This window comes from Streptomyces sp. SGAir0957, from assembly GCF_043523415.1.
Genome location: NZ_CP027293.1, coordinates 2,403,937 through 2,417,447, shown reverse-complemented (window position 1 = coordinate 2,417,447; position 13,511 = coordinate 2,403,937). Strand labels below are relative to the sequence as shown.

Below are 13,511 nucleotides of genomic sequence, written 5' to 3'. Positions count from 1 at the left end.
CTTAGGATGGACCTCATGGCCAAGACCAGTACGACGACCCAAGGGCTGCGAGCGGCGATCGAGCGCAGCGGCTACTACCCGGCCCTCGTGGCCGAGGCGGTGGAGGCCGCGGTCGGCGGCGAGCCGATCTCGTCGTACCTCGTGCACCAGGAGACCACGTTCGACGCGAACGAGGTCCGCAGGCATGTCACCGTCCTGGTCCTGACCGGCACCCGCTTCATCGTCAGCCACACCGACGAGCAGGCCGCCGACACCACCTCGCCGACGCCGTACGCGACCACGTCCACGGAGTCCGTGAAGCTCGACCGGATCTCCTCCGTCGTGCTCAGCCGCGTCGTCGCCAACCCGGAGAAGTACGTGCCGGGCACGCTCCCGCGCGAGGTCGTGCTCACCATCGGCTGGGGCGCCGTCTCCCGCATCGACCTGGAGCCCGCCGCCTGCGGCGACCCCAACTGCGAGGCGGACCACGGCTACACGGGCAGCTCCACCGCCGACGACCTGAGCCTGCGCGTCAGCGAGGCGGGCGACGGACCCGAGACCGTGCGCCAGGCGCTCGCCTTCGCCCAGGCCCTCTCCGAGGCCACCGTGGACGCGGGACGGCGATGACCCAGGCCGCCTGGGACGACGTAGAGCCGCTGCCCGTCCACACCGCTCCCGTCCCGGCGTACGGCTCCGGATCGCTCGCCGACCTGCTGCCCACCCTCGGCTCCCACCTGGGCGTCCCCGGCTGCGAGGCCGCGATCCCCGAGCTGGCCCCCGCGGACCGCGCCTGCGTCTTCCTGATCGACGGCCTCGGCTGGGAGCAGCTGAAGGCGCACCCGGGCGAGGCCCCGTTCCTCAGTTCGCTAGTCGCCTCCTCGCGCGGCGGCACCGGAACCCCGATCACCGCGGGCTACCCCGCCACCACCGCGACCTCCCTGGCCTCGGTCGGCACGGGCCTGCCGCCCGGCGCCCACGGCCTGCCCGGCTACACGGTGCGCAATCCCGCCACCGGCGAGCTGATGAACCAGCTCCGCTGGACCCCGTGGACGAAGCCGCAGGTCTGGCAGCCGTACCCGACGATCTTCCAGCGCGCCCACGAGGCCGGCGTCCACACGGCCCAGGTCTCCGCACCCGCCTTCCAGTCGACACCCCTCACCAAGATCGCGCTGAGCGGCGGCACCTTCCACGGCCGCCTCTCCGGCGAGGACCGGATGGACCTGGCCGCGGCCCAGCTCGCCGAGGGCGACCGCTCGCTCGTCTACACGTACTACAGCGAGGTCGACGGCAAGGGCCACCGCTTCGGCGTCGACTCCGACCCCTGGCGCGGCCAGCTCGGTTACGTCGACCGGCTCGCCCAGCGCCTCGCCGAGCAACTCCCGCCGCGCAGCGCCCTGTACGTGACTGCCGACCACGGCATGCTCGACATCCCCTTCGACGAACAGTCCCGCATCGACTTCGACGAGGACTGGGAGCTGAGCGCGGGCGTCGCCCTGCTCGGCGGCGAAGGCCGCGCGCGCCATGTGTACGCGGTGCCCGGCGCGCAGGGCGACGTGCTCGCAGTGTGGCACGAAGTCCTCGGGGAGCAGTTCTGGGTCGCGAGCCGCGAGGAGGCGATCGCCGCGGGCTGGTTCGGCCCGCAGGTCGACGTACGGGTCCGCGACCGGCTCGGCGACGTCATCGCCGCCGCCCGCGACGACGTACTGATCACGGCCTCGCGCACCGAGCCGAAGGAGTCCCTGATGGTCGGCAACCACGGCTCCATGACCCCGGCCGAACAGCTCGTACCGCTCCTCGAAGTACGCGCCTGAAGCCCGCTCTCCCTTGTTCTCCGTCCCGCGGTCTTCCGTCCCACGGTTTTCCGTCTCACGCGAAAGGCGCTCGAACCCCCATGCCCGAGCTGGTGTTCTTCTCCGGAACCATGGACTGCGGAAAGAGCACGCTGGCTCTGCAGATCGAGCACAACCGCTCGGCCCGCGGACTGCAGGGGATGATCTTCACCCGTGACGACCGGGCCGGCGAGGGCAAGCTCTCCTCCCGCCTCGGCCTGGTCACCGACGCCGTCGAGGTCGCCGACGACCTCGACGTGTATGCGTACGTCGTGGACCGCCTCTCGCAGGGCGGCAAGGTGGACTACGTGATCGCGGACGAGGCGCAGTTCCTCGCGCCCGGCCAGATCGACCAGCTCGCCCGCGTCGTCGACGATCTCGACCTCGACGTCTTCGCGTTCGGTATCACCACCGACTTCCGCTCCAAGCTGTTCCCCGGCTCGCAGCGCCTGGTCGAACTCGCCGACCGCGTCGAGGTGTTGCAGGTCGAGGCGCTCTGCTGGTGCGGCGCCCGCGCCACGCACAACGCCCGCACCATAAACGGCGAGATGGTCGTCGAGGGCGCCCAGGTCGTCGTCGGCGACGTCAACCACGCCGAGGACGAGATCGGCTACGAGGTGCTGTGCAGGCGCCACCACCGCAAGCGCACGACGAGCGCCACGGCGCACGCGGCGGCCCTGTCGCCCGACGTGCTCCCGGTAGCCTGACATCCCGTTCGGCGAGCCGCCGCGCAGAAACGATCAGGACGGGGCCGACGTCACCAGCGCGAACTCCGCCCCCTCGGGGTCGGCCACCCGCGCGACCCGGCCGAGGGAGCCGTTCCGCGCGGACGTCACGGTGTGGCCGCCGAGGTCGGCGACCTGCTCCACCGCCTCGTCCACGTTCCTGACCTCGAAGTACGTCGTCCAGTGCGATCCGCGATGGCGCGGCAGGGCATGTCCCACGCCTTGCACGGAGGCCACCGGACGCCCCTGCACGAGCAGCGTCAGACAATCGAAGTCGGCGGAGACGACGGCCTCCTCGGTGTAGCCGAAGACCGACTGGTAGAACTTCGAGACGCTGGAGGTCTCCCGCGTCACCAGCTCGTTCCACGCCACCGCGCCGGGCACACCCGTCACCGCCATGCCCAGATGCTCGGCCGCCTGCCAGACGCCGAACACGGCGCCCGACGGGTCCGAGCCGATGGCCATCCGGCCCGCCTCGCCCGCGTCCAAGGGGCCCACGCCGACGGTGCCGCCGCACTGCCGCACCGACGCGGCCGTCTCGTCCACGTCGTCCGAGGCCAGATAGGGGGTCCAGGCGATCGGCAGGTGCCGTCCCGACGGCAGACTGCCGATGCCGGCCACCTCCTTGCCGTCGAGGAGGGCCCGCGCGTACGGGCCGAGCTGCTGGGGGCCGGGCCGGAACTCCCAGCCGAACAAAGCCCCGTAGAACTCCTGGGTCGCGGCCATGTCGTGCACCATCAAGCTCACCCAGCAGGGTGTCCCCGGCGCACGCCTGGCTGCTGCCTCGGTCATCGTCACTCTCTCCTCGGAACGGAACCCGCGGAACGGAACCCTCAAGGCCCGCGGTCGGGAATCCTCGTGTCGTCGCGCCCGTGCTCGATGGTGGCACTCCGTGCCGCGGGGCGCTTCCTGGCCGCGCCGAATCCGCTGGGCTCCGCACAGAGAATGCCCGAAACGTTGTTTCGCCGACGTTTCCGCGCCACGGCCCGGCCGTGTCCGACCGGATGACGCTCGGTAGTCGATCGAGCACGCTATCCGAAGGCGGGCGCTCGGGCCAGACCATGAGCAAGGATGGCCCCCATGAATGCCATCATCACCGCATCCGACCTCGCGAGCGAGCTGGCGGGGGATCACCCGCCCGTGTTGCTCGACGTCCGCTGGCAGCTCAGCACCGCGAAAGCCGCTGGAGAACCGGCGTTCGACGGCCGCGCCGAGTACGGAGCGGGCCACCTCCCCGGCGCGGTCTTCGTCGACCTCGACGCGGAGCTCGCCGGTCACGCGGGCGCGGGCGGCGGCAGGCACCCGCTGCCCGACCTGGCCGACTTCGGCGCGGCGATGCGCGCGGCGGGCGTGTCGGCCGACCGCGACGTCGTCGTGTACGACGGCGGACAGGGCTGGGCTGCGGCACGCGCCTGGTGGCTGCTGCGCTGGACGGGGCACCCCTCCGTACGGGTCCTGGACGGCGGCCTCGCCGCCTGGGACGGCCCGCTGGAGGAGGGGCCCGCGGCACCTCGCGAGCCGGGCACCTTCGAACCTGCACCGGGTGCCACCGGCCTCCTCGACGCGGACGGCGCCGCCGCCCTGGCCCGTTCCGGTCTCCTTCTGGACGCCCGTGCCGCCGAGCGCTACCGGGGCGACGTGGAGCCCATCGACCGCGTCGGCGGCCACATCCCGGGCGCCGTCTCGGCGCCGACCACGGAGAACGTCGGGGCGGACGGCCGGTTCCGCCCGGCCGCCGAACTCGCCGACCGCTTCAAGGCCCTGGGTGCGACCGGGGGAGCGGGCGAGGTCGGCGTCTACTGCGGCTCGGGCGTGTCCGGCGCCCACGAGGTCCTGGCGCTCGCGGTGGCGGGCGTCGACGCGCAGCTGTACGTGGGGTCGTGGTCGGAGTGGTCCGCGGACGAGTCCCGCCCGGTGGCGACGGGCCCGGACCCGCAGTAACGGTCACGCGTACGTCGTAGGGGCCCGCGCCGACCGATCGGCGCGGGCCCCTACGACGTAAGACGTACAGCGGTACGCAGCAGTACTTAATGCCGGCACTCACTGCCAGCACGTACTGTCGGCCGCTTACTTACTCCTGCTTCTTGCGGCGCGTGCCGAAGACGATCTCGTCCCAGCTCGGCACCGCGGCCCGGCGTCCGGGGCGCACCCCGTCGGCCTCGGCCTGGCGGTCCGTGGTGCCGGTCAGGCGGTCCCGGTGGCCCGCGACGCTGCGCGGCATCAGCACGTCCGCGTACGCGGCTCCCGCGCCCGCAGAGGCGGCGGGCGCGGCGGGCTCCTCCAGCTCGACGGCGGCGGGCGGCTCGGGCTCCTCCTGCGGCGGCTCGGGGGCCGTCGTCGGACGCTCGGGCACCACGATGTCGCCGCGGTAGCTGGGCACGGCCTCCAGGAGGCTGGTCAGCGAGTCGCGCTCCGAGGAGGAGGCGATCGCCGGCAGGTTGTCCTCGGCGGCGGGCGGCTCCGGCGGGGCGGGACGCTCCAACTGCCGGTCGAGGGCGCGGTCCAGCGGACGGTCCCTGGGCAGCCGGGCGATCCTCGGCACGAACGGGAACGTGGGTTCGGGCGCGCCGATGTCGTCGGACTCGCCGATCAGCGAACGCGCCTCGTCGTCCACGGCCTGGACGAGCCTGCGGGGCGGGTCGTAGGTCCAGCTCGCCGAGTGCGGTTCGCCCGCGACCCGGTAGACGAGCAGAACCTCCCAGGTGCCGTCGTCGCGGCGCCAGGAGTCCCACTGCACGGTCTCCTTGTCGGCGCCGCGCAGCAGCAGCCGCTCCTGCACCGCCTCGCCGAGCTGCGGTCCGGTGTTCTCACCGGGCCTGCGCACAGGGGTCTTTCTGGCCCGCTCGGCCATGAAGGCGCGCTCCGCGAGCACGGGGCCCTCGAAGCGGCGTACGCGATCCACCGGGATGCCCGCGAACTGGGCGACCTCCTCGGCGGACGCGCCTGCCCGTATACGCGCCTGAATGTCGCGTGGGCGGAGGTGGCTCTCCACCTCGATCTCGATCTGGCCGAGGCGCGGACGATCGCCGCGCACGGCGGCCCGGAGGCGCTCATCGATCGGAAGCGTGTACTCCGTGCTGTCCGCAGCCTTCAGCACCAGCCGTGTGCCGTCGTTAGAGACGGCCACGACACGCAGTTCGGGCATGGGGACCTCCCGGGTGGTGCCTGCCGACGTCACGTGCGTCGCTGCTTCCGCTAGTCGAGTGTGGCCTGCCCGGGTGCAGCCTGCCACAACCTTGCCGAGTTGCCCGGCGTGTCGGGCATCGACCCGAGAGCGCCGTTATGGCACGGTTATCCATTCGCAACGCTAAGTGACCGAAGTCGTCACCCTGTGCAACGAGCCCCCTCCCGGTGGTCCTGGAAGGCCCCGGACACCCTGGCGGGAGACCGGACCCAGGGCTCGCAACAGTACTCCATTCGGGCCACTCGCGTGGATCGGCGCGCCGCCGAAGTTCTCGTGCCGTGCGGGAGTTGGGCCCGGGGCGCCTTGGGGGTGTGCCCGATTCGCGACGGATGCGCGTGGCGTGCTTCACGGAATCTCCAGAAACGGAACTGACGGCTTCGGCCATACGTCCCTTTCTCATGCGGCACAGGAAGTTCGCGTAGCCTCGGGAGCTTCGGTGCGAAAACGGGCGGTATGTCGAGAAAGGCTGGTCGGAACCGGAGATGGGTGTGAGGCCGGACAACTTCCGCGACGAGCAAGGCGGGCAGGGTGTGCCCCAAGGGAAGAAGCGGCTGGATCTGAGCGTGCCTCAGGTGGCGGGCAGTGCCGTCGCCGCGGTCGTGGCCGCCAAGCTCGCCTCCAGTTTCGGCGTCTACGGCACGATCCTCGGCGCCGGTGTGGTCAGCGCCATCGCCACCTGCGGCGGCACCGTCTTCCAGCACTTCTTCCGCCGCACCGGCGAGCAGATACGTGACGTCGCGGTGCAGACGAAGCCCAGGGGGCGGCACATACCGGTCACGGCGCAGGGCCGTCCCGTGCCGCGCACGTTCCGCTCGGACGCCACCATGGACGCCACGATGGACGCTCCGATGGACGCGACGCCGGGTGGCCCTGCTGACGCCACGCAGGCCATGGCGCCGGGTGTCCTGCCGACCACCACGACGTGGGGTACGGGGGCGGAGGTGGCGGCCGCCGAGGGCCCGGAGAGCGAGGCGACCCAGCTCTTGGGCGCGGCCGACCCGGAGCGGACCCGGCTGCTCGGCACCGTGGCATCGGACCCGCAGCTCGGTAAGGCCGGCCCGCAGCTCGGTACGGCCGGCCCGGAGTTCGGTTCGGCCGGTCCGGAGTTCGAGAAGACGCACCTGCTTGGCGCGGCAGGCCAGGACCCCGACAAGACGCAGTTGCTCGGCGCCGCGGATTCCGACAAAACACAATTGCTCGGCGCCGCGGACCCCGACAGGACGCGACTCCTCAGGGTCGGCACGCCCCACATCGACGACGCCACGCGCGCGTTGCGGCCCGCGACGGATATGCCGCCCGCCGACGAGGAGTTCACCGAAGGCACCGTCCACCGGACCCGCGTCAAGAGCTGGAAGCGGCCACTGATCGCCGCCGCCGTCGTCTTCGGCGTCACCATGGGCGGCATCACGACGTACGAGCTGGTCGCGGGGCACAGCTTCAGCGGGGACAGCGGCAGCACCACGTTCCGGGACGCCTTCAGCGGGCACCGGTCGTCCGGGGACGGTGACGGGGGCGGCGACTCCACCCCGGGCACCACGGAGCCGTCCGACGGCAGCAGCAGTGGCTCCGACGGCGGTGTGCGGAAGGGCGACGGCTCGTCCACGGGCGACAGCGGGACGCCGACCCCGACGCCGAGCAGGAGCGGCGGCTCGGACGACGGCTCCGGTACGGGCGCGGACACCGGCTCCGGAACGGGGTCGGACCAGGGCTCGGACAGCGGCTCCGGCTCCGGTGACGGGAACACGACGCCGACCCCGACGCCCACGCCGACCCCATCGCAGAGCGCGGGGCAGGGCGCGGGGCAGGGCGCGGACACGGGATCGGGCACGGGCTCGGAACGGCAGAGCCCGGACCAGTAGCGGACCGTCAGTCGCCGAGGACCCGGCGCAGGTAGGCGTTGCCGAAAAGACGGTCCGGGTCCAGGCGGTCACGCAGCGCGGTGAACTCGGCGAAGCGCGGGTACGCCTGCGCGAAGTACGCCGCGTCGCGCGTGTGCATCTTGCCCCAGTGCGGACGCCCCTCGTGCGCGGTGAAGATCCGCTCGGCGGCCGTGAAGTACCGCTGGTACGGGGTGCCCTTGTACATGTGGACCGCGATGTAGGCGCTCTCGCGGCCGGACGCGGTGGACAGCGCTATGTCGTCGGCGGGCGCGGTGCGCACCTCGACCGGGAAGCTGACCCGCAGGGTCGAGCGGTCCACCATGGTCTTCAGCTCGCGCAGCGTCTCCACGAGCGCCTCGCGCGGAACGGCGTACTCCATCTCCACGAAGCGCACCCGGCGCGGTGATGTGAAGACCTTGTAGGGGATGTCGGTGTAGGTCCTCGCGGAGAGCGCCTTGCTGGAGATCTTGGCGATCGTCGGGATCGTGGCGGGCACCGCGCGGCCGAGCGAGTTGACCACCTGGAAGAGGCTGTTGGAGAGCAGCTCGTCCTCGATGAAGCCGTTGACCCGCGAGACGGGCGCCTCGGGACCGGCGCTGCGGTTGTTGCGCTTGGTGTTGCAGTTGCCGGTGTGCGGGAACCAGTAGAACTCGAAGTGCTCGTTCTCGGCGTGCAGCTCGTCGAAGTCGGCCATGACCCGGTCGAAGGCCATCGGCTCCTCCCGCGCGGTCAGCAGGAAGACCGGCTCCACGGCGAAGGTGATGGCCGTGATGATCCCGAGCGCGCCGAGGCCGATCCGGGCGGCCGCGAAGACCTCCGGGTTCTCCTTCTCGGAACAGGTGAGCAGCTCCCCGCTCGCCGTCACCAGTTCGAGCCCCTTGATCTGCGCGGCGATCGAGGCGGAGTCGCGGCCCGTGCCGTGGGTGCCGGTGCTGGTGGCGCCGGAGACGGTCTGCTCCATGATGTCGCCCATGTTGGTGAGCGACAGGCCCTCACGGGCGAGGGCCAGGTTGAGCCGCTTGAGCGGAGTGCCCGCCTCGACCGTGACCGTCATGTTGGCGCGGTCAATGGTGCGGATACCGGTCAACAGTTGAGGGCGTACCAACACTCCGTCCGTGGCCGCGGTCGCCGTGAAGGAGTGGCCCGTGCCGACGGCCTTCACCTTCAGGCCGTCCCGCGCCGCCCCGCGCACCGCGGCGGACAGCTCCTCCACGGACGCGGGCGTCACCTCCCGTACGGGGCGCGCGGTGACGTTGCCCGCCCAGTTACGCCACGCCGCGCCGCTCTTCGCGCCGCTGCTTCTCTGCGCCGTGCTCATCGGTAGTTCCTCCCCGCCGCGGAACCGGCTGCTTCAGCCGGCGGTAGCCGAGGAACGCGACCAGGACCGCGACGGCGCCGGCGATCCCCGGAACCCCGTACCCGGCCTTCGCACCGGCGGCGTCGATCACCCAGCCGGCCGCGGAGGAGCCGAGCGCGACACCGACCGCGAGCCCGGTGCTCACCCACGTCATGCCCTCGGTCAGTTTCGCGCGTGGTACGTGCTGCTCGACGAGGGCCATCGTCGTGATCATCGTCGGCGCGATGGACAGGCCCGCAACGAAGAGCGCCACGGCCAGAAACGCCAGGTTCCCGACCAGTTGGAGGGGGATCATACTCACGGCCATCGCCACCACCCCAAGGAGCCACCTGCGCGCGGGCGCCCCCTTGAAGTGCAGCAGGCCGAAGACGGCGCCCGCGACACAGGACCCGGCCGCGTACACGGCGAGCACCACACTGGCCAGGGACTTGTGCCCCTGGTCCTCCGCGAAGGCCACCGTGACCACGTCGACCGCGCCGAAGATCGCGCCCGTCGCCACGAACGTGGCCACCAGGACCTGCAGCCCACGCGCGCGGAGCGCCGATCCGCCGCCATGCTGCGCGCGCGGGTGCGGCACCGGCTCCGTGGCGCGCTGCGCCGTCAGCCAGAAGACGCCCGCGGCGAGGAAACAGCCCGCAAGGAGCGGCCCCGCCTCGGGGAACCAGGCCGTGGACAGACCGATCGAGATGATCGGCCCGAAGATGAAGCACACCTCGTCGATCACGGACTCGAAGGAGTACGCCGTGTGCAGCCGGCGCGGGGTGTGCTCGTACAGGACCGCCCACCGGGCGCGGATCATCGAGCCGACGCTCGGGACGCAGCCGATGAAAGCGGCGCACAGGAACAGCGTCCAGTCCGGCGCCTCGTACTTGGCGCACAGCAGCATCCCCGCGACCGCGACGAGCGAGACCAGCGTGGCCGGGCGCAGGACGCGCCGCTGGCCGTGCCGGTCGACCAGGCGCGAGATCTGCGGCCCGATCACCGCGGCGGACAGCGCCACCGTCGCCGACAGGGCGCCCGCGAGGCCGTAGCGCCCGGTCAGCTGCGAGACCATGGTCACGATCCCGATGCCCATCATCGACAGGGGCATCCGGCCCAGGAACCCGGCCAGCGAGAAGCTCTTGGTGCCGGGGAGGTCGAAGATGGCGCGGTAGGGGCTGGGCAAGGGGGTCTCCGGCGAAAAGGTGCAAGGCGCGAAAGGTGCAGGGCGTAAGGGGTGAGCCGCATACGTGGCCGATACAGCTTACGCGTGTCGGGCGCGGGGCGGCATGGCAGTTTTCCGCCTGTCAGTGGCGGGTGGCAGGATCGAAGACATGCCAGACGCGCTCGCTGCCAGCCTTGATGCCCGCCCCTACGACGCTTTGCTGCTGCTCTCGTTCGGTGGCCCCGAGGGCCCCAACGACGTCGTCCCGTTCCTGGAGAACGTGACACGGGGCCGCGGCATCCCCAAGGAGCGGCTCAAGGAAGTGGGCCAGCATTACTTCCTCTTCGGCGGGGTCAGCCCGATCAACGACCAGAACCGGGCGCTGCTCGACGCCCTGCGCAAGGACTTCGCCGAGCACGGCCTCGACCTGCCGGTCTACTGGGGCAACAGGAACTGGGCGCCGTACCTGACCGACACCCTGCGCGAGATGGTCACCGACGGCCACCGCCGCGTCCTGGTGCTCGCCACCAGCGCCTATGCCTCGTACTCGGGGTGCCGCCAGTACCGCGAGAACCTCGCCGAGTCGCTCGCCGCACTGGAGGCCGAGGGCCTGGAGCCGCCGAAGATCGACAAGCTGCGGCACTACTTCAACCACCCCGGCTTCGTGCGGCCCATGGTCGACGGCGTCCTGAAGTCCCTCGCCGACCTGCCCGACGAGGTCCGCGACGGCGCCCACATCGCGTTCAGCACCCACTCCATCCCGAACGCGGCGGCCGACGCGTCCGGCCCGGTCGAGGAGCACGGGGACGGCGGCGCGTACGTGAAGCAGCACTTGGACGTCGCGCGGCTGATCGCCGACGCGGTGCGCGAGGAGACCGGCGTCGACCACCCCTGGCAGCTCGTCTACCAGTCGCGTTCCGGCGCCCCGCACATCCCGTGGCTGGAGCCTGACATCTGCGACCACCTGGAGGAGCGGCACGGCGCGGGCGTACCGGCCGTCGTCATGGCCCCCATCGGGTTCGTCTCGGACCACATGGAGGTCCTGTACGACCTCGACACCGAGGCCACCGCCAAGGCCGCGGAGCTGGGCCTTCCGGTGCGCCGCTCCGCCACCGTGGGCGCCGACCCGCGCTTCGCCGCGGCCGTACGGGAACTGGTCCTGGAGCGGGCCGCGAAGGAGAGCGGGAAAAACGTCACACCGTGCGCCCTCGGCGCGCTCGGCCCCAGCCACGACCTGTGCCCCGTGGGCTGCTGCCCCGCCCGCGCCCCCAAGCCCGCCGCCGCGGGCGCCGACAGCCCGTACGCGTAAGGAACCGCCGTGACCGACCGCAAGGCCGCCGTGACCGACTCCGGGGCCGCCGTGACCGCCCTCAAGGCCGAACTGCTCGACGTCGCCCTGGAGGCGGCCGCTCGCGCCGGGGCCTTCCTGCGGGACGGGCGCCCCGCCGACCTCGGCGTCGCCGCCACCAAGACCAGCGCCGTCGACGTGGTCACCGAGATGGACATCGCCTCCGAGAAGCTGATCACGGACTACCTGGCCGAGCGCCGCCCCGACGACGGCGTCCTCGGCGAGGAGGGCGCCTCCCGGGAGGGCACCAGCGGCGTCCAGTGGGTGATCGACCCGATCGACGGCACCGTCAACTATCTGTACGGGCGTCCCGACTGGTCCGTCTCCATCGCGGCCCGCAAGGACGGCGAGACCCTCGTCGGCGTCGTCGCCGCGCCCCTGCGCGGCGAGACCTACCGCGCCGTCCTGGGGGAGGGCACCTACGTCAACGACCGTGCCGCCCACGCGCGCGTGGCGCCGCCTTTCGCGCAGGCCCTCGTCGGCACCGGATTCGGCTACCTGGAGACGCGCAGGGCCCATCAGGCCGACGTCGTACGGGAGTTGGTCCCCCAGGTGCGGGACATCCGGCGGGGCGGGTCGGCGGCGATCGACCTGTGCGACGTGGCCCTGGGCCGCCTGGACGCGTACTACGAGCGCGGCCTCAACCCCTGGGACTACGCGGCGGGCGACCTCATCGCGCGCGAGGCGGGCGCCCTGACCGGCGGCCGCCCCGGCGAGCCCGTCTCGCCCGAGCTGACGATCGCCGCGCCGCCCGGCCTCTTCGAGCAGCTCAGGGACCGCCTCGAGGAGCTCGGCGCCTGGCACGACTGACCCCGGACACGGCGAAGGGCCCCGGCGCCCGCCTGGATCGATATCAGGCGCCGGGGCCCTTCTGTGCGGCCGTACGGATCGTGCGCCGAGCGCTGGTCAGGCGCTCGCGGCGTGGATCTCCACGCCGTGTTCCGCGGCGAGGCGGTGGAGGTCGTCCAGCTCGCCCTGCTCGACCTCGGCAAGGAAGTCGTCGCCGGTCTCGCGCGCCAGCGTGAGGTCGGACTCGGCCGCCTTTATGCGCTGCAGAAGTCCTGCGGTGAATGCGTCCATGGTTGCGCCCCCTCGTCCTGGGTCGTGGGTCGGTGGCACGGGGGTGTGCCCTGTGGAAGGGGCGATCACGTCCCCAGCCGCCCCGCGGCTGGCAGCTCGTGGCACGCCACATACAAAGCGTGATCGCGGGTGTAAACCCGTCCTCCCCCCCGACCCTTCCGGGGAAACCTCGATGCGCCCAGAAAAACCGGCCCCGCCGGTGCGCCTGGTCGCCTTACAGCCGGTTTATGGCCGAAAGGGGCAGGATGGAGGCCCACACCCCGTGAAACAGATCCGCCCGCGCGCGCCCGAACCCGCCCGCGGGCGGCCAGAGGAAGGACAGCGACGTGCGCGTACTCGTCGTCGAGGACGAGCAACTGCTCGCCGATGCGGTGGCCACCGGACTGCGCCGGGAGGCCATGGCCGTCGACGTCGTGTACGACGGTGCGGCCGCCCTGGAGCGCATCGGCGTCAACGACTACGACGTGGTCGTCCTCGACCGCGACCTCCCGCTCGTGCACGGCGACGACGTCGCCCGCAAACTCGTCGAGCTGGGCATGCCCACCCGCATCCTGATGCTCACCGCGTCCGGCGACGTCAGCGACCGCGTGGAGGGCCTGGAGCTGGGCGCCGACGACTACCTGCCCAAGCCCTTCGCGTTCACCGAGCTGACGGCCCGAGTCCGCGCCCTCGGACGCCGTACGAGCGTGCCGCTGCCGCCCGTCCTGGAGCGCGCGGGGATCAAGCTCGACCCGAACCGGCGCGAGGTGTTCCGCGAGGGCAAGGAGATCCAGCTCGCCCCCAAGGAGTTCGCCGTCCTGGAAGTACTGCTGCGCAGTGAGGGCGCCGTCGTCTCCGCCGAGCAGCTCCTGGAGAAGGCCTGGGACGAGAACACGGACCCGTTCACCAATGTCGTGCGGGTCACCGTCATGACGCTGCGCCGCAAGCTCGGCGAGCCCGCGGTGATCGTCACGGTGCCCGGCTCCGGCTACCGGATCTGATCCCT

Annotated in this window: 13 protein-coding genes; 8 read left to right on the top strand and 5 right to left on the bottom strand. The window is 71.9% G+C overall.

Going from position 1 to position 13,511, the window contains the following annotated elements:
- Positions 1-6 precede the first annotated feature (6 nt).
- The 3 genes from C1N81_RS15760 (at position 7) to C1N81_RS15750 (ending at position 2,515) form a co-directional block, all read left to right on the top strand.
- Positions 7-606: a DUF5998 family protein gene (locus C1N81_RS15760; RefSeq protein WP_394429565.1), complete on the top strand. Its 600-nt coding sequence runs from the start codon at positions 7-9 to the stop codon at positions 604-606.
- Positions 603-1,790 (top strand): alkaline phosphatase family protein, encoded by a 1,188-nt coding sequence (locus tag C1N81_RS15755; RefSeq protein WP_394429563.1) that lies wholly within the window; start codon positions 603-605, stop codon positions 1,788-1,790. Before C1N81_RS15760 ends, C1N81_RS15755 begins: the two co-directional genes overlap by 4 nt.
- 80 nt (positions 1,791-1,870) lie before the next feature.
- A complete protein-coding gene (locus C1N81_RS15750; protein ID WP_394429561.1) occupies positions 1,871-2,515 on the top strand; it encodes a thymidine kinase in 645 nt (214 codons plus the stop codon).
- Positions 2,516-2,548: 33 nt separating this feature from the next.
- On the opposite strand, the gene C1N81_RS15745 is transcribed toward C1N81_RS15750, so the two are convergent.
- On the bottom strand, positions 2,549-3,325 hold the full coding sequence (locus tag C1N81_RS15745; RefSeq protein ID WP_394429559.1) for a VOC family protein: 777 nt from the start codon (positions 3,323-3,325) through the stop codon (positions 2,549-2,551).
- Between the two features lie 288 nt (positions 3,326-3,613).
- Between C1N81_RS15745 and C1N81_RS15740 the strand changes: the two genes are divergently transcribed.
- Entirely contained in the window at positions 3,614-4,474 is an 861-nt protein-coding gene (locus C1N81_RS15740; RefSeq protein WP_394429557.1) for a sulfurtransferase, read from the top strand.
- 130 nt (positions 4,475-4,604) lie between these two features.
- On the opposite strand, the gene sepH is transcribed toward C1N81_RS15740, so the two are convergent.
- A complete protein-coding gene (sepH, locus tag C1N81_RS15735; protein ID WP_394429555.1) occupies positions 4,605-5,678 on the bottom strand; it encodes a septation protein SepH in 1,074 nt (357 codons plus the stop codon).
- Positions 5,679-6,205: 527 nt separating this feature from the next.
- Here sepH and C1N81_RS15730 point away from each other — a divergent pair.
- The gene (locus C1N81_RS15730) at positions 6,206-7,576 is read left to right on the top strand and encodes a hypothetical protein (RefSeq protein WP_394429553.1); all 1,371 of its coding nucleotides are present in this window, start codon (positions 6,206-6,208) and stop codon (positions 7,574-7,576) included.
- 7 nt (positions 7,577-7,583) lie between these two features.
- Here C1N81_RS15730 and C1N81_RS15725 read toward each other — a convergent pair whose 3' ends face one another.
- Positions 7,584-8,915: a D-arabinono-1,4-lactone oxidase gene (locus tag C1N81_RS15725; protein WP_394429551.1), complete on the bottom strand. Its 1,332-nt coding sequence runs from the start codon at positions 8,913-8,915 to the stop codon at positions 7,584-7,586.
- On the bottom strand, positions 8,863-10,119 hold the full coding sequence (locus tag C1N81_RS15720; RefSeq protein ID WP_394429549.1) for an MFS transporter: 1,257 nt from the start codon (positions 10,117-10,119) through the stop codon (positions 8,863-8,865). Before C1N81_RS15720 ends, C1N81_RS15725 begins: the two co-directional genes overlap by 53 nt.
- A gap of 148 nt (positions 10,120-10,267) precedes the next feature.
- On the opposite strand from C1N81_RS15720, the gene C1N81_RS15715 reads away from it, so the two are divergent.
- Together C1N81_RS15715 and C1N81_RS15710 are read left to right on the top strand one after the other, a co-directional pair.
- On the top strand, positions 10,268-11,407 hold the full coding sequence (locus C1N81_RS15715; protein WP_394429547.1) for a ferrochelatase: 1,140 nt from the start codon (positions 10,268-10,270) through the stop codon (positions 11,405-11,407).
- Between the two features lie 51 nt (positions 11,408-11,458).
- Entirely contained in the window at positions 11,459-12,256 is a 798-nt protein-coding gene (locus C1N81_RS15710) for an inositol monophosphatase family protein (protein ID WP_394437979.1), read from the top strand.
- 96 nt (positions 12,257-12,352) lie between these two features.
- On the opposite strand, the gene C1N81_RS15705 is transcribed toward C1N81_RS15710, so the two are convergent.
- The gene (locus tag C1N81_RS15705) at positions 12,353-12,526 is read right to left on the bottom strand and encodes a hypothetical protein (protein WP_356491039.1); all 174 of its coding nucleotides are present in this window, start codon (positions 12,524-12,526) and stop codon (positions 12,353-12,355) included.
- A gap of 326 nt (positions 12,527-12,852) precedes the next feature.
- Between C1N81_RS15705 and C1N81_RS15700 the strand changes: the two genes are divergently transcribed.
- Positions 12,853-13,506 carry a response regulator transcription factor gene (locus C1N81_RS15700; RefSeq protein ID WP_394429545.1) on the top strand — a complete coding sequence of 218 codons (654 nt, stop codon included), beginning with the start codon at positions 12,853-12,855 and terminating at the stop codon, positions 13,504-13,506.
- Positions 13,507-13,511 lie beyond the last annotated feature (5 nt).